Origin of the sequence: Micromonospora sp. NBC_01699, assembly GCF_036250065.1 — a bacterium.
GTDB lineage: Bacteria > Actinomycetota > Actinomycetes > Mycobacteriales > Micromonosporaceae > Micromonospora_G.
The window spans coordinates 3,977,883-3,996,934 of sequence record NZ_CP109199.1 but is presented as its reverse complement, the minus strand read 5'-3'; the positions used below and the strand labels follow the sequence as shown (position 1 = coordinate 3,996,934).

The following is a 19,052-nucleotide window of genomic DNA, read 5'->3' as shown; positions in this document are numbered from 1 at the left end:
TCGGCCTAGCGGGCGCACCGAGTCTTGCCGGCATGAACGGATCAGAGACTCTGCCGACGACCGCGGTGCCCGCCGTACCCGAAGCCGCGCCGACCCCCGACGGGCAGCCCACCCCCGCGACCGCGCCGACCGGCTCCCCGGCCTGGGTCCGGCCGGCGCTGGGCGCGCTGCTGCTCGCGACGGCGCTGCTCTACCTGTACGGCCTCGGCGACTCCGGCTGGGCCAACTCGTTCTACTCGGCCGCCGCCCAGGCCGGCTCGGCGAGTTGGAAGGCGCTGTTCTACGGCTCCTCCGACGCGGCGAACTCGATCACCGTCGACAAACCACCGGCGGCACTGTGGCTGATGGCCCTGTCGGTACGCGTCTTCGGCCTGAACCCGTGGGCGATCCTCGTCCCGCAGGCGCTGGCCGGGGTCGCCTCGGTCGGCGTGCTCTTCGCGACCGTCCGCCGCTGGTACGGTCCGGCCGCCGGCCTGCTCGCCGGCACGGTCCTCGCGGTCACCCCGGTCGCCACCCTGATGTTCCGGTTCAACAACCCCGACGCCCTGCTGGTCCTGCTCCTGGTCCTCGGCGCGTACGCGACCGTCCGGGCGGTGGAGACGGCCGGCACCCGGTGGATCGTGCTGGCCGGGGTGCTGGTCGGCTTCGGCTTCCTGACCAAGATGTTGCAGGCGTTCCTGGTCGTGCCGGTGTTCGCCGTCGTGTACCTGGTCGCCGCGCCGACCGGGGTGCCGCGCCGGATCCGGCAACTCCTGCTGGCCGGGCTCGGCCTGGTGGTGGCCGCCGGATGGTGGGTGGCGATCGTCCAACTCGTGCCGGCGAGCGCCCGCCCGTACGTCGGCGGATCGCAGGGCAACAGCATCCTGGAGCTGACCCTCGGCTACAACGGGCTGGGTCGGATCACCGGTGAACAGCCCGGCAGCGTCGGCGGCGGTGGTGGTGGGCCGGGTGGCAACGGCGGTGGTTGGGGCGACAGCGGATGGCTGCGGCTGTTCGGCGCCGACCTGGCTGGACAGATCGGCTGGCTACTGCCGGCCGCGCTGATCCTGCTCGTGGTCGGGCTGGTGGTCGCCGGCCGGGCGCCGCGTACCGACCGGGGACGGGCCGGGTTCCTGCTCTGGGGCGGCTGGCTGCTGGTCACCGGGGTCACCTTCAGCCTGATGCAGGGCATCTTCCACGCCTACTACTCGGTCGCGCTGGCGCCGGCGGTGGCCGCCCTGGTGGGCATGGGCGCCACCGTACTGTGGCGGCTGCGCCGGCACCGGGCCGCGCTGCCGGTGCTCGCCGGGGTGCTGGCGGTCACCGCCGGCTGGTCCTGGGTGCTGCTCGGTCGCAGCGCACAGTGGCAGTCGTGGCTGCGACCCACCGTGCTGATCGCCGGGCTCGTCGCGGCGGTGCTGCTGGCCCTGCTCGGCTGGCTGACCGCGCGGGTGGCCGGTTCGCCGGGTTCGCGCTGGGCGGCCGGTGCGGTACTGGCGCTCGGCGTGCTCGCCGCGCTCGCCGGCCCGGTCGGCTACTCGATCGACACCGCGGCCACCGCCCACGCCGGGGCGATCCCGTCGGCCGGTCCCGCCGCCGGCGGTGCCGGGTTCGGCGGGCGCGGTGGTCCGGGTGGCGGCCGGATGCCCGGCGGCGCCGGTGGCCCGTTCGCGGGTGGCGGGAACCAGGGCGCTTTCCCCGGTGCCGGCGGCCCGGCCGGCGGGAACCAGGGTGCTTTCCCCGGTGGCGGGAACCGGGGCGGTGCCGTTCCCGGCGGTGGCACCCGAGGCGGCGCTCCGGGCGCGACCGTGCCACGGGGCGCGGCCGGTGGTCCCGGTGGCGGCATGGGCGGACTGCTCGATGCCCGTACGCCCAGTGCCGAGATGGTCGCGCTGCTCAAGCAGGACCGGGACCGGTACACCTGGGTCGCGGCGACGATCGGCTCGAACAACGCCGCCGGATACCAGCTCGCCACCGGTGACCCGGTGATGGCGATCGGCGGCTTCAACGGCAGCGACCCGTCGCCCACGCTCGCCCGATTCCAGGAGTACGTCCGAGCCGGGAAGATCCACTACTACCTCGGTGGCCAGGGCTTCCGGGCCAACGGCGGCAGCCAGGCGGCGCAGGAGATCGCCACCTGGGTCACCGGGAACTTCACCGCGAGCACCGTCGACGGAACCACCGTCTACGACCTGAGCACCGGCCGGGAGGGCTGAGCCGTGTCGACCTCCACCGTACCGACAGCGCTGCGTCAACAGCGGGCACCGGGACCGTCGACCGCCCTACTGGACGTGGTCATCCCGGTCCACAACGAGGAGATCGACCTCGCCCCGTGCGTACGGCGGCTGCACGCGTACCTGGACGAGTCGTTTCCGTACCCGTTCCGGATCACCATCGCGGACAACGCCAGTGTGGACGGCACCCTCGCGGTGGCCCGGGAGCTGGTGGAGACGTTGCCGGGCGTCGGCGTACTGCATCTCGACCGCAAGGGGCGCGGCCTGGCCCTGCGGACGGCCTGGTCCGGGTCGGACGCGCCGGTGCTGGCCTACATGGACGTCGACCTCTCCACCGACCTCGCCGCGCTGCTGCCGCTGGTCGCACCGCTGATCTCGGGCCACTCGGACCTGGCCGTGGGGACCCGGCTGGGGCGCGGGTCGCGGGTGGTCCGGGGCGCCAAGCGGGAGATCATCTCGCGGAGCTACAACCTGCTGTTACGGGGCACGCTCGCGGCCCGGTTCTCCGACGCCCAGTGCGGCTTCAAGGCCATTCGCCGGGATGTCGCCGAGCGACTGCTGCCGCTGGTCCGCGACACCGGCTGGTTCTTCGACACCGAGCTGCTGGTGCTGGCCCAGCGGGCCGGGCTGCGCATCCACGAGGTTCCGGTCGACTGGATCGACGACCCGGACAGCCGGGTCGACATCATCGCCACCGCCCTGGCCGACCTGCGCGGAATCTGGCGGCTGGCGACCGGCGCACTCTCACTGACCGAGGTACGCGCACAGCTCGGCCGTGCACCTCTCGCCGCCCCGGCCGGTCCGGTGCCGGCCGGCCTGCCCCGGCAACTGCTCCGGTTCGCCGCCGTCGGGCTCGCCAGCACCCTCGCCTACGTCACGCTGTACGCGTTGCTGCGTACCGGCATCGGCGCGCAGCCGGCGAACCTGCTGGCGCTGCTCGTCACGGCCGTGGCGAACACCGCCGCGAACCGGCGGCTCACCTTCGGCATCAGCGGCCGGCGTCACGTCGCCCGGCACCACCTGCAAGGGTTGGTGGTGTTCGCCGTCGGTGTCGGCCTGACCAGCAGCGCGCTCGCGCTGCTGCCCCACCTGGTCGCCCATCCGCCGCGCTCGGTGGAGCTGTTCGTGCTGGTCGGGGCGAACCTGGTCGCGACGGTGGTCCGGTTCCTCCTGCTCCGAATCTGGCTGTTCCACCGCCGAGCAACGGGCGAGGGCGGCTGACGATAGAGCCTCCCCCGCGAGGCGCCCGTCGGGAGGACCGTCACCGGTCTGGGCCAGCAGCCGTGACCAGGCTGTGGCTCGGATGCTAGGAGCTGGGCGCTCCGAGTGGTGTGGTCGCGAGTGTGACTCGCACCGGCTGTCGACCGTTGTACCGGAAACGCAGCAACTCGGCCTCTCGAATCACGCTCTCGCCGAGATCGAGATCTCTACGCGCCGCGACCCAATCCACGAGGCCGGTCGGGTCAGACACCGGCCCGGCGAAGTGGACTACGGTCGCGTACCAGATATCCCGTGCGAAACCTGCCTCGAACCAGCCGTCGTCACCCAGCTCGTCGCCCAGTCGTGCCGCAAAGTCGTCCGCCGCCGAATCAACCGGGTACGCACACGCCATCACCCCGGAAGGAGTCAGCGTCACTCCCCGCATTCTCAGCCGCACGGGCCGCGATACCGTCCCCGCCCGCTCCAGCGCCGTCGCGCACCGCACCGCCAGCGGGTCCCCCGGAGGCATCACCGACCGATGCGCCTGGATCGCCCGTACGGTGAGATGCACCGCCTCTGGCCCACCTGTCGGCCAATGATCCACCCCAGCCACCGACAGTGCCTCAGTGGTCACCTCTGCCAATCGGAGCGCACACTCCACGCCAGGTCGCAGGACCACCGACATGCCCCAACGGCCCCCATCGACCGGCGGAGAGTCGGAGTAGTGCGTACCGGTTTGAACGGCAACACGTCCTCGATCGAACAGCCGGTCAAACGCCGCACGGTAGCCGGTGCCTGACCGAGCGGCTCCCCTCGCTGCCTCGGTGCCCATCTCCATCCGATGCACCCTATGCCCTCAGCAGACCCGGAGATGGCCGATCGATCGATCCCCGGCGCGTCACCCAGGTGCGTTCGGGCTTGTCGACCTCGACCTACATCTCTGGGGAAACTACGAGATGGCACAGACGCGATGGTGCACCGCCGGCCGGCCGCTGAGGAGGACCGGCCGACCGGCGGTGGTGTGGGGCGGTCGACGCAGGAGGATCAGCCGACCGGGGTCGCGGACGCCCCCGTGGCCTGGGCTTCCTCGGCGAAGTGGCAGGCCACCGTCCGGTCCGAGGCGTCCTCCAGCCGGCGCGCGACCGGCTGTTCGGCGGCGCAGCGGTCCTGGGCGAAGCGACAGCGGGTGTGGAACCGGCAGCCGCTCGGCGGGTTGGCCGGGCTCGGCGGGTCGCCGATGAGCATGATCCGGTCACCGAGTTTCCGCCGGTCGCGGTCGACCACCGGGGCCGCCGACAGCAGCGCCCGGGTGTACGGGTGGGCCGGGTCGTCGTACACGGTGGTGGTGTCGCCGATTTCGGCGAGCCGACCGAGGTACATGACCGCGGTCCGGTCGGCCACGTGCCGGACCACCGAGAGGTCGTGCGCGATGAACAGCAGCGCGATGTTCATCCGTCGTTGCAGGTCGCGCAGCAGGTTGACCACCTGCGCCTGGACCGACATGTCGAGTGCGGAGACCGGCTCGTCGCAGACCAGCACCTCGGGCTCCAGGGCGAGCGCGCGGGCGATGCCGATGCGCTGGCGCTGTCCGCCGGAGAACTGGTGCGGGTAGCGGTGCATCAGCTCGGGGGCGAGGTTGACCAGGCCGAGCAGTTCGGCGACCCGGTCGCGCCGGGCCGCGGCGCTGGACACCTGCTTGTGTACGACCAGCGGCTCGCCGATCAGTTCGAGCACGCTCATCCTCGGGTCCAGCGAGGTGTACGGGTCCTGGAAGACCATCTGCACCTGCCGGCGCAGCAGCCGCCGGTCCTGTCCCCGGACCCGGGTGACGTCCCGCCCGTGGATCTCGATGCTGCCGGAGTCGGGCCGTTCCAGTCCGACCAGCATTCGGGCCAGCGTCGACTTGCCGCAGCCCGATTCGCCGACGATGCCGAGCGACTCGCCGGCGTGCAGCCGCAGGCTCACCCCGTCGACGGCGCTGACCCGCGAGCGGCGTAGGCCGGACCGGCCGGTGGCGAACGTCTTGTGCAGGTCCCGGGCGTCGAGCACCAGGTCACCCGAGGACGGCGGCATGGCGTACCTCCTCGCTGCGGTGGCAGGCCGCGGTACGGCCGGCGGAGACGACGGTGAGCACGGGGCGCTCGGTCCGGCAGCGGTCGATCACGCGATCGCACCGGGGGTGGAACGGGCAGCCGCCCGGCTGGTGGGCCGGGCTGGGTGGGCTGCCGGGAATGGCGTACAGGTCCCGGCCCCGGTGTTCGGCCTGCGGGACCGAGCGCAACAGCGCCTCGGTGTACGGGTGCGACGGGCGGCTGAGCAGGTCGTCGGCGCTACCGGCCTCGACCACCCGGCCGGCGTACATGACCATCACCCGGTCGGCGACCTCGGAGACCACCCCCAGGTCGTGGGTGATCAGCAGGACGGCCATGTTCAGGTCGCGGCGCAGTCCGTCGAGGAGTTCGAGGATCTGCGCCTGCACGGTCACGTCCAGCGCGGTCGTCGGCTCGTCGGCGATGACCAGTTCGGGGCGGAGCGCGATCGCCATCGCGATCAGGATGCGTTGCCGCATGCCGCCGGAGAACTGGTGCGGGTAGTCGTCGACCCGGCTGGACGGTGCCGGGATGCCGACCTGGCCGAGCAGTTCGATCGCGGCCGCGCGGGCCTGCTTGCGGGACGCCTGCCGGTGGGTGCGGAACAGCTCGCCGAGCTGGTCGCCGATGGACAGTACCGGGTTCAGCGCGGACAGCGCGTCCTGGAAAACCATGCTCATCCGGTTGCCCAGGACCTCGCGGCGTTGCCGGTCCGGCAGCGCGAGCAGGTCCGTGTCGCCGAGCCGGAGCCGGTCGGCGGTGACGGTGGCGTTGGGGGCGGACAGCCCCATCATGGCGCGGGCGGCGGCCGATTTGCCGGAGCCGGATTCACCGAGCAGGGCCACCAGTTCGCCGGGGGCGACGTCGAGGTCGACGTCGACGACGGCGGGTACGGGCCCACGGCGGGTGCCGAAAGTTACCGAGAGGCCGCGTACGTGCAACGCGGCGTCGGGCGGGTGACGCATGTGTTTCCTCCCGGTAAATCAAGTGGACGCTGCTGCCCGTAGATAGCTGAATGACTAGCTCTGCTGCCCGTTCTTCTTTTGCATCTTGACTTCTGTGCCGGATTATTGCAAGCCTTGCATGGGTCGCCCCGGCCGCCGGTTTTCCGGCCGGAGCGGCGACCACATCGCGCCATCACCAATCGGCACGGCAACGACACGGAGTGTCACTGAATCACGGCATTCCGGGGTCACGGAGAAAGGGGCTTTGATGCTTGACAGCGCAAAGCGATACACCGGTTACACCGCGTATGACTACCTGGAGCCGGGCAAGGACTACCGGGTCTTCAAGTACGCCGAACAGATCAGCCGTGTCCCCGCCTACCAGGGCCTGGAGCTGTCGGACAGCCAGCGGGAACGAACCGTTCGGCTACTCACCGACGAAATCGTGATCTCGCTGCACGACCACGTCCAGGTTTTCCCCCAGGACATGGGCCAGCTCCGCGAGCACATCCGGCAGGGCCGCGAACCCACCGGCTACCAGGGCCTGGCCCGCTCCGGCATGACCGCGGTCTTCGACAACGGCATGGACGGCACCTGCTGCATCTCCAGCGACGCCGGCTGGAAGTACCAGGACGTACTCTTCGACCTCGGTGTCCGGATGGCCGACCTGGCCCACCAGGACTACGTCATCAAGGCCGAGTCGCTGCGGGACATCCACCGGGCGCACGAGACCGGCCGGCTGGCCCACGTCTTCGCGCTGGAGGCGGCCACCCCGATCGAAAACGAGGTCGACCGGCTCGACGTGCTGTACGGCTTCGGCGTACGGCAGATCGGGATCGCCTACTCCGAGGCGAACTACCTCGGCAGCGGGCTCAAGGAGCGGGGCGACGGCGGCCTGACGTACTTCGGCGAGCGGGCCGTGGAACGGATGAACAAGCTCGGCTTCGCCATCGACATCTCGCACTCCGGTGACCGCACCGCGCTGGATGTCATCAACTACTCCACGAAGCCGGTCCTGATCACCCACTGCGGCTCCCGCGAGGTGTGGCCGACCAACCGGATGAAGCCGGACGCCCTCATCAAGGCGTGTGCCGAGCGTGGTGGCGTGATCGGCATCGAGGCCGCCCCGCACACCACCCTGTCCGAGGCGCACCCGTTCCACTCGCTCGAATCGGTGATGGACCACTTCACCCACCTGGTCGACAAGATCGGCATCGACCACGTGACGTTCGGCCCGGACACCCTGTTCGGCGACCACGTCGGGCTGCACACCGCCTTCTCGGGCAACCTGTCCATCTCTCAGGCGCACGGCCATGTCGAGCACCCGAAGGTGGAGTACGTAGACGGCCTGGAGAACCCGGCCGAGTGCTTTTACAACATCATCGGATGGCTGGTCAGCCACGACTACTCGGACGACGAGATCCGCAAGGTCGTGGGCGGCAACACCATCCGTGTCCTTGAGGAGGTCTGGGTCTAGATGCGTGTTCGTAAACCCCTCATCGCGGTCGCCGCCCTCGCGCTGGCGTCCACGGTCGCCGCCTGCGGGCCGTCCGAACCGTCGAAGACGGCCGACGGCGGCAGCGATGCGACACTGACGATCGCCACCACCACCGACGTGGTCAACTTCAACCCGCTGGTCGGCAACAGCCGTACCGACAACTGGATCACCAGCCTGATGTACCCGCGGCTGCTGACCATCGACGCCAACGGCGCCAAGCAGCCCTACCTGGCCAAGACGTTCGGCTACACCAACCCGACCACCGGCTACTACGAGCTGCGCGACGACATGAAATGGAGCGACGGCAAGCCCGTCACCGCCAGTGACGTCGCGTACACGATCAATGCGATCCTCAAGGACAAGCCGGCCGGCAACACCACCTACGGCCAGTTGGTCAACGTCGACTCCGCCTCGGCGCCGTCGCCGACCCGGGTCGAACTGAAGCTCAAGAACCCGGACTCGACAGTGGTCAGCGAGGCCGGATTCTGGATGAACGTGGTCCCGCAGCACGTCTTCGAGCCGGCCGGCAGCGTGGCCAAGTTCCCCAACAACAGCAACTGGGTCAGCGCCGGACCGTACAAGCTGACCAGCTTCGCCAAGGGGCAGAACTACACCCTGGAGCGGGTCACCCCGTACCCGTTCGCGCCCAACGGCACGCCGACCGTGGCGAAGATCGTCTACCGGGTCTACCCGGACGTCAACACCGAGATACTCGCGCTGAAGAACGGCGACGTGGACCTGATCGCCAACGCCCTGCCGCCGGCCCAGGTGAAGAACCTCCAGGCCGCCAGCGGGATCAAGGTCGAGGAGGTTCCGGGCCTCGGCTACGCGCACATGACGTACAACATGAAGCGCAAGCCGCTGGACAACGTCAAGGTCCGCCAGGCGCTCGCCCACGCGGTCGACTACAACGCGATCCGTACGGTCGTGCTCCAGGGCCAGGCGGTCACCACCGGTTCCAGCCCGATCCCGCCGGTGCTCAAGGAGTTCGTCGACCCGTCGCTCCAGGAGTACAACTTCGACCCCAACCTGTCGAAGCAACTGCTCGCCGAGGCCGGTTACGGACCCGGCAAGACGCTCTCGCTGTCGATGATCTACTCCCTACAGGACGCGGTCACCTCGCAGTGGGCGACCATCGTCAAGGACGACGCGGCCAAGGCCGGCATCACGATCAACCTCCAGGGCATGGACCGCAACACGTACCTGGCCAAGACGGCCGCCGGAGAGTACGACATCTACGCCGGCAACTTCGCCATCATGGACGACCCGACCACCAACATGGCCCTGACCTACCTGCCCGGCGGTGCGATCAACTACTCGCTGGTCGACGACCCGGCGTTGAACGAACTGATCACCAAGGCGCAGGCGAGCACGGACAAGGCCGAGCAGCGCTCGCTTGCCCAGCAGGCGGCCAAGATCGTCCACGCCAACGTGTACGACAACGTGATGTACATGCAGAACCTCTACTTCGCCCACAGCGACAAGTGGAGTGGTTTCGTGATCAAGCCCAGTGAGCTGCTCTCCGTGGTGGATCCGCAGTCCCTGGCCAACGTGACGAAGAGCTGACGCCGATGCCGCAGGTTGTCCGATTCGCGGTGCGCAGACTGGGTAGGGGAGTGCTGACCCTGTGGTTCGCTGCCACGGTCACCTTCCTCCTGCTCCGGCTGCTGCCGGGTGACCCCGCGCTGGCGGTGGCCAGCCCGAACATGACTCCGGAAGCGCGCCAGATCCTGCTGTCGCAGTACGGTCTGGACCAGCCGCTGCTCACCCAGTACGGCAAGTTCCTGTGGCAGCTGCTGCACGGCAACCTGGGGATCTCGTTCACCCAGCAGATCTCGGTCACGGACGTGCTCCTGGAGCGCCTGCCGTGGACCCTGCTGCTGACCATCTCGTCACTGGTGGTGACGGTCGCCGTCGGCATCCCCCTGGGGGTGCTGGCGGCGACCCGCCCACGCGGTTTCCTGGACCGACTGGTCCAGGTGGGCGGCGTGACCGGGCAGTCGCTGTTCGTCCCGAGCGTGGGCATCTTCCTGCTCTTCGTCTTCGGGCTGCAACTGCACTGGCTGCCCATCGGCGGCGCGTACAGCCCCGGGATCTACGGCGCCGCCTGGTACGGCGACGTCGCCCTGCACCTGATCCTGCCCTGCTTCAGCCTGGTCCTGGTGCAACTCGGCTCGTACGTGCTGACCCTGCGCTCCACCCTGATCGAGTCCCTCGGCGAGGACTACTGCGTACTCGCCCGCGCCAAGGGACTGCCCAACCGAAAGGTGGTCTGGAAACACGGGCTGCGCAACGCTTTGCTGCCCACCACCACCCTGGTCGGGCTGCAACTCGGCTTCCTCGTCGGCGGGGCGGTGCTGACCGAGACCGTCTTCGCCTACCCCGGCATCGGCCGGGGCATCTACGAGGCGGTGACCCAGCTCGACTTCCCGGTCCTACAGGGCGCGTTCGTGCTGCTGGCCGCCACCGTGGTGGTCGCCAACGTGCTGACCGACCTCGCCTACGGACTGCTCGACCCGAGAGTGAGGACGTCTTGACCACCGCGGCCACCGCACCCGTCGGGCCACTGGAGACCGTCGCCACCGACCAGGTCACCGCGGCCCGAGCCACCTGGTCGGCGTTCCGGCGCAACCCGCTCGGCCTGGCCTCCGTCGCCATCCTGGCCGTACTCGTGATCGTCGGCGTCTGCGCGCCGCTGATCACCGCCTCCCCGTCCGGGTACGGCGACCAGGTGCTCCAGGCCCCGTCCGGGGCACACTGGTTCGGCACCGACAACCTCGGCCGGGACATCTTCGCCGAGGTGGTCTGGGGAGCCCGGCTCAGCATCGTGGTCGCCGCGCTCTCCTCCGCGCTCGCGATAGTGCTCGGCGTACTGGTCGCGGTGCTCGGTGCCTACTTTCCCCGGGCGGACACGCTCATCGGCACCATCGTCGACCTCTGCCTGTCCCTGCCGGTGCTGCCGCTGATGATCCTGGTCGCCGCGCTGGCCGGGCCGAGCCTGGTCACCCTGGTCCTGGTCATCGCGTTCTTCTCCTGGCCAGAGGTGACCCGGGTGGTCCGGTCCCAGGCACTGTCGGTGGTCCGGTTGCCGTACATGGACGCGGCGAGGCTCACCGGCGGATCACACGTCTGGATCATCCGCAAGCACCTGCTGCCCGCGGTCGCCCCGGTGATCGTGGTGTCGGTGGTGCTGACCGCGTCGCGGGCCGTACTGTCCGCGGCCGGCCTGGCGTTCCTCGGGCTCGGCGACCCGAACAGCTGGTCCTGGGGTCGGATCCTGTACGAGGCCCAGCAGTCCGGCGCCATGTCCAGCGCCTGGTGGACCACACTCTTCCCATCGCTGGCCATGCTCGCCCTGGTCGTCTCGGCCACCCTCATCTCCATCGCGTACAACGACGCGCGCAACCCCCGTACCCGGGAGGACTAGCAACGATGCTGGAAACCCAACGGCTGTCACCCACCTTCTACACCGCACTCCAGGACGACGTACGCGTCGAACTGGCCCGCCAGGGTCTCGACGCGATGCTCGCCGACGACCCGGAGGACGTCGCCTACCTGACCGGCTTCTTCCACCACCCCGGCGAACGGCCGGTCGCGGTGCTGCTCCCGACCGACGGAACCACCCGACTGCTCCTGCCCGAACTGGAACGCGAGCACGCGCAGGCGCAGCGCAGCGCAGCCGAACTGGTCGCCTATCCGGAGTTTCCCGGACTGCGTCCCCAGTTCAGCTACCTCGCCCCGGTCACCGGCCGGATCGGGTACGCCGGCAGCATGAGCGTCGATCGGCTGGCCCAGGTCACCGCCGCGTTCCCGGGCGCCACGATGGTCCGTACCGATCTGGTCACCCGGGCGCGCTACCGCAAGCGGCCGGAGGAGATCGCCCTGCACGCCGAGGCCGCCCGGATCACCGACCTGATGCTGGCCGCCGGCCGTACGCTGATCGAAGACGCCGTCGCGGGCGGCGGTGAGCTGCCCAGCGAGGCCGAGTTGGCCGACCACATCACCACCGTCGGCACCCGCACCATGTACGCCGAACACGCCGACGTGGTGGTGGTCTCGCCGCTGGCCGGCGGCCTGGTCTACGCCGGCCCGAACAGCGCCCGCCCGCACGCCCTGCCCTCGGGTTACCGGCTGCGTCCCGGCGACACCTTCATGCTCTCCCTCGGTTGCGCGGTCGGCGGCCGGTTCGTCGAGGGGGAGCGGACGTTCATCCTCGGCGAACCCACCGCCGACCAGCGCCGCTACTACGAGGCGGTCCGGCAGGCGCAGCAGACCGGCGGCGAGGCACTGCGTCCCGGCGTGCCCTGCTCGCGGGCGAACACCGTGTGCCTGGACGTGATCCGCGCCGCCGGACTGGCCGAGTACCTGCGACACCGGCAGGGCCACGGCATCGGGCTGGGCATGCACGAGCCGCCGTGGCTCGCCGACGGCGACGACACCCCGCTTGAGGTCGGCATGGTGGTCTCCAACGAGCCGGGCATCTACATCCCCGGTCACGCCGGCTACCGCATCTCCGACTCGATGCTGATCACCGCCGACGGTGCCCGGCCGTTCACCTCGTACCCCCGTTCCCTCGACGAGGTCGTCGTCGCGCTCTGAGCCCGACGCCCCGGCGAATGCTCCAGTAGGAAAGGAAAGACCGTGCGGCTCACCATCAACGGCAACGAACTAGAGGTCGAGGTCTTCGGCGCGGACGACGCGCCGGTCCTGATCGCCCATCACGGCGCGCCCGGTCTCGGCTCGCGAACCGAGCCGAGAGCCACCTTCAGCCCGTTCGCCGACACCTTCCGCGTCATCGTCTTCGACGCCCGCGGCTCCGGGATCAGCGAGGGCAACGGCCCGTTCAGCCACGAGCAGTGGGTGGCCGATGTGGACGGCCTGCGCGAGTGGGCCGGCGTCGACCGGTTCGTGATGGCCGGCGGCTCGTACGGCGGCTTCATCTCGATGGAGTACGCCATCCGCCACCCCGAGCGGGTGCGCGCGTTGGTGCTGCGGGACACCTCGGCCGACCACGAGAACGACAAGGCCGCCCGGCACAACGCCGAGACCTCCACCCGGGTCAGCATCGACCTGGACAAGCTCGACCGGATCAACACCGGGCAGACCCGCGACGACGCGGACCTGCGCGACTGCTGGCGGGAGATCCTGCCGCTCTACGACCACGTGTACGACCCGGCCAAGGTCACCGAGCGGGTGGAGGCGACGCCGTACCGCTACGAGACGCACAACTACGCGTTCTCCGTCAACATGCCGAACTACGACATCAAGTCGCAGCTGCACCGGATCACCTGCCCGACCCTGGTCACCGTCGGCCGGGACGACTGGATCACGCCGGTGGCGAGCAGTGAGGTAATTGCATCCCTGATTCCGGACGCTAGGCTCGTCGTGTTCGAAAAGTCCGGCCACTCGCCGCAGATCGAAGAGGCGCAGCGGTGGCGACAGGTGGTACGGGACTTCCTCCACGAGATTGGCGCCGATGAGCAGTAGCACCGACCACCTCGACGACCTCGACCGGCGGATCATCGCCGCGTTGCAGAGCGACGGTCGGGCCAGCTGGACGGAGATCGCTGAACTCTCCGGCAGCTCGGTCGCGACCGTCGCCCGGCGCGGTCAGCAACTGCTGCGCGAGGGCGTCGTCCGGGTCGCGGCGATCCCCGGCAACAACCACGCCGGGGCGGCGGACCTGTTCGTGCTGCGCATCACCTGCGAACCCGGTACGCAGATGGACGTGCTCGCCGAACTGGTCCGCCATGCCGACCTGCGCTTCCTCAGCCTGGTCACCGGCCCGTACGACATTCTGGCCGAGCTGAACCTGCGCCGGGAGGAGTCGTTGCAGGCCCGGATCGTCGAGCGGATCCTCGCCATCGACGGGGTGCAGCGCTGCGACACCGACCTCACCCTGCACGTGTACAAGGTGTCGCACGACTGGAGCCGGCAGTTGCTCAGCGACGCCCCGCCGGAGGAGGTGGCCGAGGCGCACCAGTGCGACCCGAGCCACTTCGACGCCGTCGACCGCCAGATCATCGACCTGATGCGCGAGGACGGCCGGTCCAGCTTCCGGACCGTCGCCGCCGAGGTCGGGTTGAACGAGAGCACCGTACGCCGACGCTTCGAGACGCTGCTCAGCCGTGGCTGCATCCTGGTCACGACCCTGGTTCCGGCACCGGCCCTGGGTTTCGAGTCGGAGATCGTGCTCAACATCACCGTCGCCCCGCCGTTCCTCGACTCGGTCGCGCGGACCCTCTCCCGCTACCGCGGCGTCCGGTACGTGGCCGCGATGCTCAGCAACAACGCGCTGATGTGCGAGCTGATCCTGCCCACCACCCAGGACCTGTTCCAGTTCACCACCAACACCCTCGGCCGGATGGAGGGCGTACAGGGGTGGACGGCGAGCGTGGTGCTGCTGGTGTTGCGTCGCGGCTTCGTCGAGACGCCGTGGTGGCGGGGCAGCATCGAGACCGCCCAGCGGTGAGCCCGGCCCGGTCGAGGTAGTGGCTCGGTCGCGCTCCGCGGTCACCCTGATGTTCCGGCTGGTCACGCCGGTGGTGTCGCGGACCCCGATCCGGCGGTGTTCACCACCCGCCTTACCCGGTCGATCGAGGCAGGGGACGGGGTCTATGTTGTGGGGGCGTTTCGGGTGGTTCGGCGCGGTTGCGGCCCCCGATGTCGCGCCCACCGGACCGGGAGTTCGGCGTGCCTGTCGAAGGCTTGGGCGGTGCCGGTAGGACCCGACCATTGCCGTCCGGCAGCGGTCGGGTCCCGAGGAGAGGGAGCGCAACCCGATGTCTGGAGTCCAGGGCCGGTACTGGCAGGACGAGCCGGCGAACGGGTCACCCACCGGGCGGGGCCGTACAGCCGGTCCGGGGGCGGTCGACGGCCCGCCGCCGACGGAGGACGCCGACCTGGCCGCCGCGGTGCGTGCCACCACCCGGATGCGTACCGCCTTCTACGTGGTGGTGCTGCTCATCGCGCTCGGTGGTCAGGTGTCCGGCGCGATGGAGGCGCTGGGCATGCCCTGGTACGTGGCGCTTCCAGCGGTCGGCGCCCTGGAACTCGGCGGCATGGTGGTGCTCGCCAACGCGGATGTGCGCCGCCGGTTGGGCGAGCACGCCACCCTCTCGCGGGTGCTCTCCGCCGCCATCGCCGGCGGAGCGGTGGCGTTCAACTGGCTGGCCCACGACAACCACCTCGAAGGCGGCTTCTACGGCGGCATGTCACTGCTGGGCTACCTGGTGTGGTTGATGAACACGGAAAACAAGCGCCGGGACCGGCTGCGGGCCAAGCGCCAGCTACCGCCCACGCCGCCCGCGTACGAGGTGGTCGGGCACTGGCTGCGGCACCCGATGCTGACCCGGCGGGCCCGTTCGCTGGCGAAGGCCGCGCCCGGACTGGGCCTGTACGGCTCGCTCGACGCGGCCCGCGCGCAGGTACGGACCGAGCGCCGGCAGACCGCCCTGGCCAAGGTGCTGCGTCGCAAGATCAGGCGAGCGCTGGACGGGACCACGGCGGACATCGCGGTGGCCGTCTACGACCTCGACGAGATTGCCCGCCGGCTGGCCGAGCGCGCCGACTACGACGGGCTGACCGCGCTCATCGCGGCGGACCTCGCACCCGCCCGCGTGCTCGCCGGCAACCTGCCCGCCGGTCGCCGGCGACGGTGGCGACGGCGCGGCGCACCGCTCGACGCCGCGGTGCTCGCCTCGGCCGGACAACTGCTCACCGATGCCCTCGCGACCCCCACCCCGTCCCTGACCGGCCCGGACACCCGCTCCTTCCCGGCCACGTCGCACGGCGCCACCGACGTCCGGTCGATCGCGGGCGGGCCCCGCGACGATGCCGACACCCGGTCGATCGCGGGTACCCCGGCCGATGCCGACGACGTTCGGTCGGCTCCGGGCGCCTCCTCCGACGACGCCGAGCACGCGCCGGTCGAGTCGGTGTCGATCGCGCTGGTCGACCGGGGTGCCCCGACGGGTGAGCGGGTCGCGCCGAGCGCCGGGGTCGACCCGGACCCGACGTTGGTCGACCCGGCACCCGCGCCGACGCAACCGGTGGCCGGACCGGACGATCCGGCCGACCAGGCGCCGACACCGGCGGTCGACCGTCCCACCCCGGCCGTCACCGCCGGGGCAGAGGAGGGCACGCCGCGCTCGGACCCCGAGCGGAACGGGACCGTCGATCCGGGGGACCGGTCGGAGTCGGGCCGCCCCCGATGGGACGCGCTGACGGCCGAGGTGAGCGCGATCTTCTCCACCGCCCAGCAGCGCCGACCCGCGCGTACCGCACCCGAGCGGGAGACCGCGTCGGGCCGTACCGCACCCGAGCGGGAGAGTGCATCCGTCCGTACCGCGCCGGAGCGGGAGGCGGTGTCGGGGCGGAGCGTGGCGGCGCGGGAGTCGTCCGGTCGTGTCGGGGCCGAACGGCGGTCGGTGTCGGCGCGGATCGGGGCCGAACGGGCGCCGGAGTCCGCGCGGGTCACGGACGAGCGGGAGCCGGTATCGGAGCGGGGGCTGCCGGTCGAGCCGGAGGACGGCATGTCGGCCGTACCGCTGCTGGACCGACCGTTGCCCGACCTGGTGGCCGCGGCGGCAACCCGTACCCAGCCTCCGTCGCAGGTCGGCTCCGTGGCGGCGGCGGAGCCGGTGCGGCCGGCCCGAGGCGTGGCGTCCGTGCCGTCCAATACGGAAGGCTCGCTCCGGGCCCGGGTCTACGGCCTGCTGGACGAGGAGGTGCCGGCCGGGGACGAACGGGAGAACTCCGCCCTGACCGACCTGGCGGTGGACCGACTGCGGCTCAGTGCGGCCGAGCGCACCACCGCGGCGAAGTACGTCAGCCGCTGGCGCAGCGACGTGGTCGCCGGACGTCGTACGCCGGCCGCCGAACGGCGTCTGCGGGCGGTCCCCGGCCAGTAGCGGCGCTGCCTCGGCCCGGTCACCCGCCGGCCCGCGCCACCGCGAGGAACGTCCTCCCGAGACGAGGGGCCTAGGAGGTACGCGGAGCGAGCGCGGCGCCGATCCGGACGGTGGTACCCGCCGGCCCGCTGTCGATCGAGAGGGTGTCGGTCGTCTGTTGGACGATCCACAGACCCATCCCGCCGTCGGGGGAGGGTGTCGGCCGCTGGCTGCGGTTGAGGTACCCGGCCGCCGGGAAACCCGGCCCGCGGTCGCGGACCTCGCACACCAGTTGGGCGCTTTCCCACAGGCGCAACTCGCCGCTGCCGCCGCCGTGGCGGACGGCATTGATCATGACTTCGTTGACGGCCGTGACGAAGTCCGCGGCCTTCTCGGCGCTCAGCCGGCAACGGCGGATCACGGCGTCGACCGCGTGGCGGACCTCGGTGAACCGGCCCGCGTCGAAGATGGATACGAGAAGTAGTTGGTTGGTGCCGAATGGTGGTGTGTCGGGTGGGGGATGCCCGGTCACGGCAGTCCCTTTCTGACCTGGTTCGACCTTCCGCACGGGCGATCCGGGGCCGTCGAAGCGGGCCGAGTTGCCCGAAAGGCCGGGCGGAATGCGGCGGCGGCGTGCTTGTCGTGTTCGGCAACCGTCGGGGTTTCGGAACGCCGCCGACCCCGACCTCACCGGAACTGCTGCGGATCCCTCCGATCGTGATCGGCAAAAGTTGGCTAGATGCTACCGCCGCCGGCCGGTCGCGTCCGGGGGTGGCCACGCCCGGTCGGGCTGAGGCTAGGCTCGTCCCGTGATCGAGGCAGGTGACACCGGGAGTGTCGAGCGTTTGCGCCGGATCGAGGCGGTGACCGACGCGGCCCTGTCCCGGCTCGACGTGGACGAGCTACTCGACGAACTGCTGGGCCGGGTACGGGACCTGCTGCGGGTCGACACCGCAGCGATCCTGTTGGTCGACCCGCACGCCGGGCAGCTCGTGGCCACCGCGTCGAGGGGTCTTGAGGAGGAGCTTCGCCAGGGCTTCCGGCTTCCCGTCGGCCACGGCTTCACCGGGCGGGTCGCGCGCGACAAGCAGCCGGTCGTGATCGAGCGGCTGGAGCGGGCCGACGCGGTCAGCCCGGTGCTGTGGCACAAGGGCATCCGCTCGCTGGTCGGCGTACCGATGCTCGCCGGCAAGGACCTCGTCGGGGTCCTGCACGTCGGCACCCGTGCCGTACGGCGGTTCACTCCGGACGACGTCCACCTGCTGCAACTCGTGGCCGATCGCGCCGCGCTGGCGTGTCAGGCGCGACTGAGTAGCATCGACCGCGCCGCCGCGCTCGCCCTCCAGCGGAGCCTGCTGCCCGCGCGCCTGCCGAACGTGCCCGGCGTCGACACGGCCGCCCGGTACGTCCCCGGTCACCAGGCCGGCATCGGCGGCGACTGGTACGACGTCTTCGCCCTCCCGTCGGGATGGCTCGGCCTGGTCGTGGGCGACGTGTCCGGGCACGGGCTGGCCGCGGCCGTGGTGATGGGGCGGCTGCGCAGCGCGCTGCGCGCGTACACGCTGGAGTGTGACGATCCGGCGGACGCGTTGACCCGCCTCGATCGCAAGGTCCACCACTTCGAGGCCGGCAACCTGGCCACCGTCCTGTACGTCATGGTCAGCCCGGAACGGGATCGACTGCACGTGTCCCTGGCCGGTCACCTGCCGCCCATGCTGGTGCGCCCCGGATGTCCGGCCGACCTCCTGACGCTCCCCGTCGATCCGCCACTGGGCGTCGGCCGGGTGCGCCGCCGCCGGACCACGGTGGTCGACTTCCCGCCGGAGGCGGTCCTCGTCTGCTACACGGACGGGTTGGTCGAGCGCCGGGACGAGCTCATCGACATCGGACTTGAGCGCCTGCGTGCGATCATCCGGCCGGCCTCCGCCGAAGAGGTCTGCGTGTCCGTCATGTCGACGCTCGGTGTCGAGCAACCGGAGGACGACATCGCCCTGCTGAGCCTCCGCCGCCACTCGTCCGCCGGCTAGTCCGGGCACACCTCACGGTCGGCCCACCCGCGCAGACGCGCGAGTGGGCCGGGTGCTGTCCCGAACCATGCCTTGACTGACCTCCATACTGCATACAGAATCCTAGAGGGCGGTGTCTCCCGCCGGGTGGACGGGCGGCGGCCCGACCGACCACCCCGCCGCGCCGGCAGTGCGACCTGGAGCAACGTG

Annotated in this window: 15 protein-coding genes; 11 read left to right on the top strand and 4 right to left on the bottom strand. The window is 70.7% G+C overall.

The window, feature by feature from the left end; translation table 11 throughout:
• Window positions 1-32 precede the first annotated feature (32 nt).
• A complete protein-coding gene (locus tag OG792_RS17465; RefSeq protein ID WP_329110862.1) occupies window positions 33-2,195 on the top strand; it encodes a glycosyltransferase family 39 protein in 2,163 nt (720 codons plus the stop codon).
• A 30-nt stretch (window positions 2,196-2,225) separates the two neighbouring features.
• On the top strand, window positions 2,226-3,434 hold the full coding sequence (locus OG792_RS17460; protein ID WP_329111309.1) for a bifunctional glycosyltransferase family 2/GtrA family protein: 1,209 nt from the start codon (window positions 2,226-2,228) through the stop codon (window positions 3,432-3,434).
• An 85-nt stretch (window positions 3,435-3,519) separates the two neighbouring features.
• Here OG792_RS17460 and OG792_RS17455 read toward each other — a convergent pair whose 3' ends face one another.
• From OG792_RS17455 to OG792_RS17445, 3 genes are all read right to left on the bottom strand, one after another.
• Window positions 3,520-4,047: a hypothetical protein gene (locus tag OG792_RS17455; protein ID WP_329110860.1), complete on the bottom strand. Its 528-nt coding sequence runs from the start codon at window positions 4,045-4,047 to the stop codon at window positions 3,520-3,522.
• A 410-nt stretch (window positions 4,048-4,457) separates the two neighbouring features.
• Window positions 4,458-5,486: an ABC transporter ATP-binding protein gene (locus tag OG792_RS17450; protein ID WP_329110858.1), complete on the bottom strand. Its 1,029-nt coding sequence runs from the start codon at window positions 5,484-5,486 to the stop codon at window positions 4,458-4,460.
• Complete coding sequence (locus OG792_RS17445; protein WP_329110856.1) at window positions 5,467-6,468, bottom strand: ABC transporter ATP-binding protein; 1,002 nt, start codon at window positions 6,466-6,468, stop codon at window positions 5,467-5,469. Before OG792_RS17445 ends, OG792_RS17450 begins: the two co-directional genes overlap by 20 nt.
• A 247-nt stretch (window positions 6,469-6,715) precedes the next feature.
• Here OG792_RS17445 and OG792_RS17440 point away from each other — a divergent pair, with 247 nt between their 5' ends.
• The 8 genes from OG792_RS17440 (at window position 6,716) to OG792_RS17405 (ending at window position 16,857) form a co-directional block, all read left to right on the top strand.
• On the top strand, window positions 6,716-7,924 hold the full coding sequence (locus tag OG792_RS17440) for a dipeptidase (RefSeq protein WP_329110855.1): 1,209 nt from the start codon (window positions 6,716-6,718) through the stop codon (window positions 7,922-7,924).
• Window positions 7,925-9,511 carry an ABC transporter substrate-binding protein gene (locus OG792_RS17435; protein ID WP_329110854.1) on the top strand — a complete coding sequence of 529 codons (1,587 nt, stop codon included), beginning with the start codon at window positions 7,925-7,927 and terminating at the stop codon, window positions 9,509-9,511.
• A 5-nt stretch (window positions 9,512-9,516) separates the two neighbouring features.
• Window positions 9,517-10,482, top strand: coding sequence for an ABC transporter permease (locus OG792_RS17430; protein ID WP_329110852.1), 966 nt, complete (start codon window positions 9,517-9,519; stop codon window positions 10,480-10,482).
• Window positions 10,479-11,372: an ABC transporter permease gene (locus tag OG792_RS17425; protein WP_329110850.1), complete on the top strand. Its 894-nt coding sequence runs from the start codon at window positions 10,479-10,481 to the stop codon at window positions 11,370-11,372. The genes OG792_RS17430 and OG792_RS17425 overlap by 4 nt, the downstream gene beginning before the upstream one ends.
• Window positions 11,373-11,377: 5 nt before the next feature.
• The gene (locus OG792_RS17420) at window positions 11,378-12,544 is read left to right on the top strand and encodes a M24 family metallopeptidase (RefSeq protein ID WP_329110847.1); all 1,167 of its coding nucleotides are present in this window, start codon (window positions 11,378-11,380) and stop codon (window positions 12,542-12,544) included.
• Window positions 12,545-12,586: 42 nt separating this feature from the next.
• Window positions 12,587-13,432: an alpha/beta fold hydrolase gene (locus OG792_RS17415; RefSeq protein WP_329110845.1), complete on the top strand. Its 846-nt coding sequence runs from the start codon at window positions 12,587-12,589 to the stop codon at window positions 13,430-13,432.
• Entirely contained in the window at window positions 13,422-14,417 is a 996-nt protein-coding gene (locus OG792_RS17410) for an Lrp/AsnC family transcriptional regulator (protein WP_329110844.1), read from the top strand. The genes OG792_RS17415 and OG792_RS17410 overlap by 11 nt, the downstream gene beginning before the upstream one ends.
• A gap of 310 nt (window positions 14,418-14,727) precedes the next feature.
• Window positions 14,728-16,857: a hypothetical protein gene (locus tag OG792_RS17405; RefSeq protein WP_329110843.1), complete on the top strand. Its 2,130-nt coding sequence runs from the start codon at window positions 14,728-14,730 to the stop codon at window positions 16,855-16,857.
• 70 nt (window positions 16,858-16,927) lie between these two features.
• On the opposite strand, the gene OG792_RS17400 is transcribed toward OG792_RS17405, so the two are convergent.
• Window positions 16,928-17,368: an ATP-binding protein gene (locus OG792_RS17400; RefSeq protein ID WP_329110841.1), complete on the bottom strand. Its 441-nt coding sequence runs from the start codon at window positions 17,366-17,368 to the stop codon at window positions 16,928-16,930.
• A 277-nt stretch (window positions 17,369-17,645) separates the two neighbouring features.
• Between OG792_RS17400 and OG792_RS17395 the strand changes: the two genes are divergently transcribed.
• Window positions 17,646-18,863 (top strand): PP2C family protein-serine/threonine phosphatase, encoded by a 1,218-nt coding sequence (locus OG792_RS17395; RefSeq protein WP_329110840.1) that lies wholly within the window; start codon window positions 17,646-17,648, stop codon window positions 18,861-18,863.
• The last annotated feature ends 189 nt before the right edge of the window (window positions 18,864-19,052 follow it).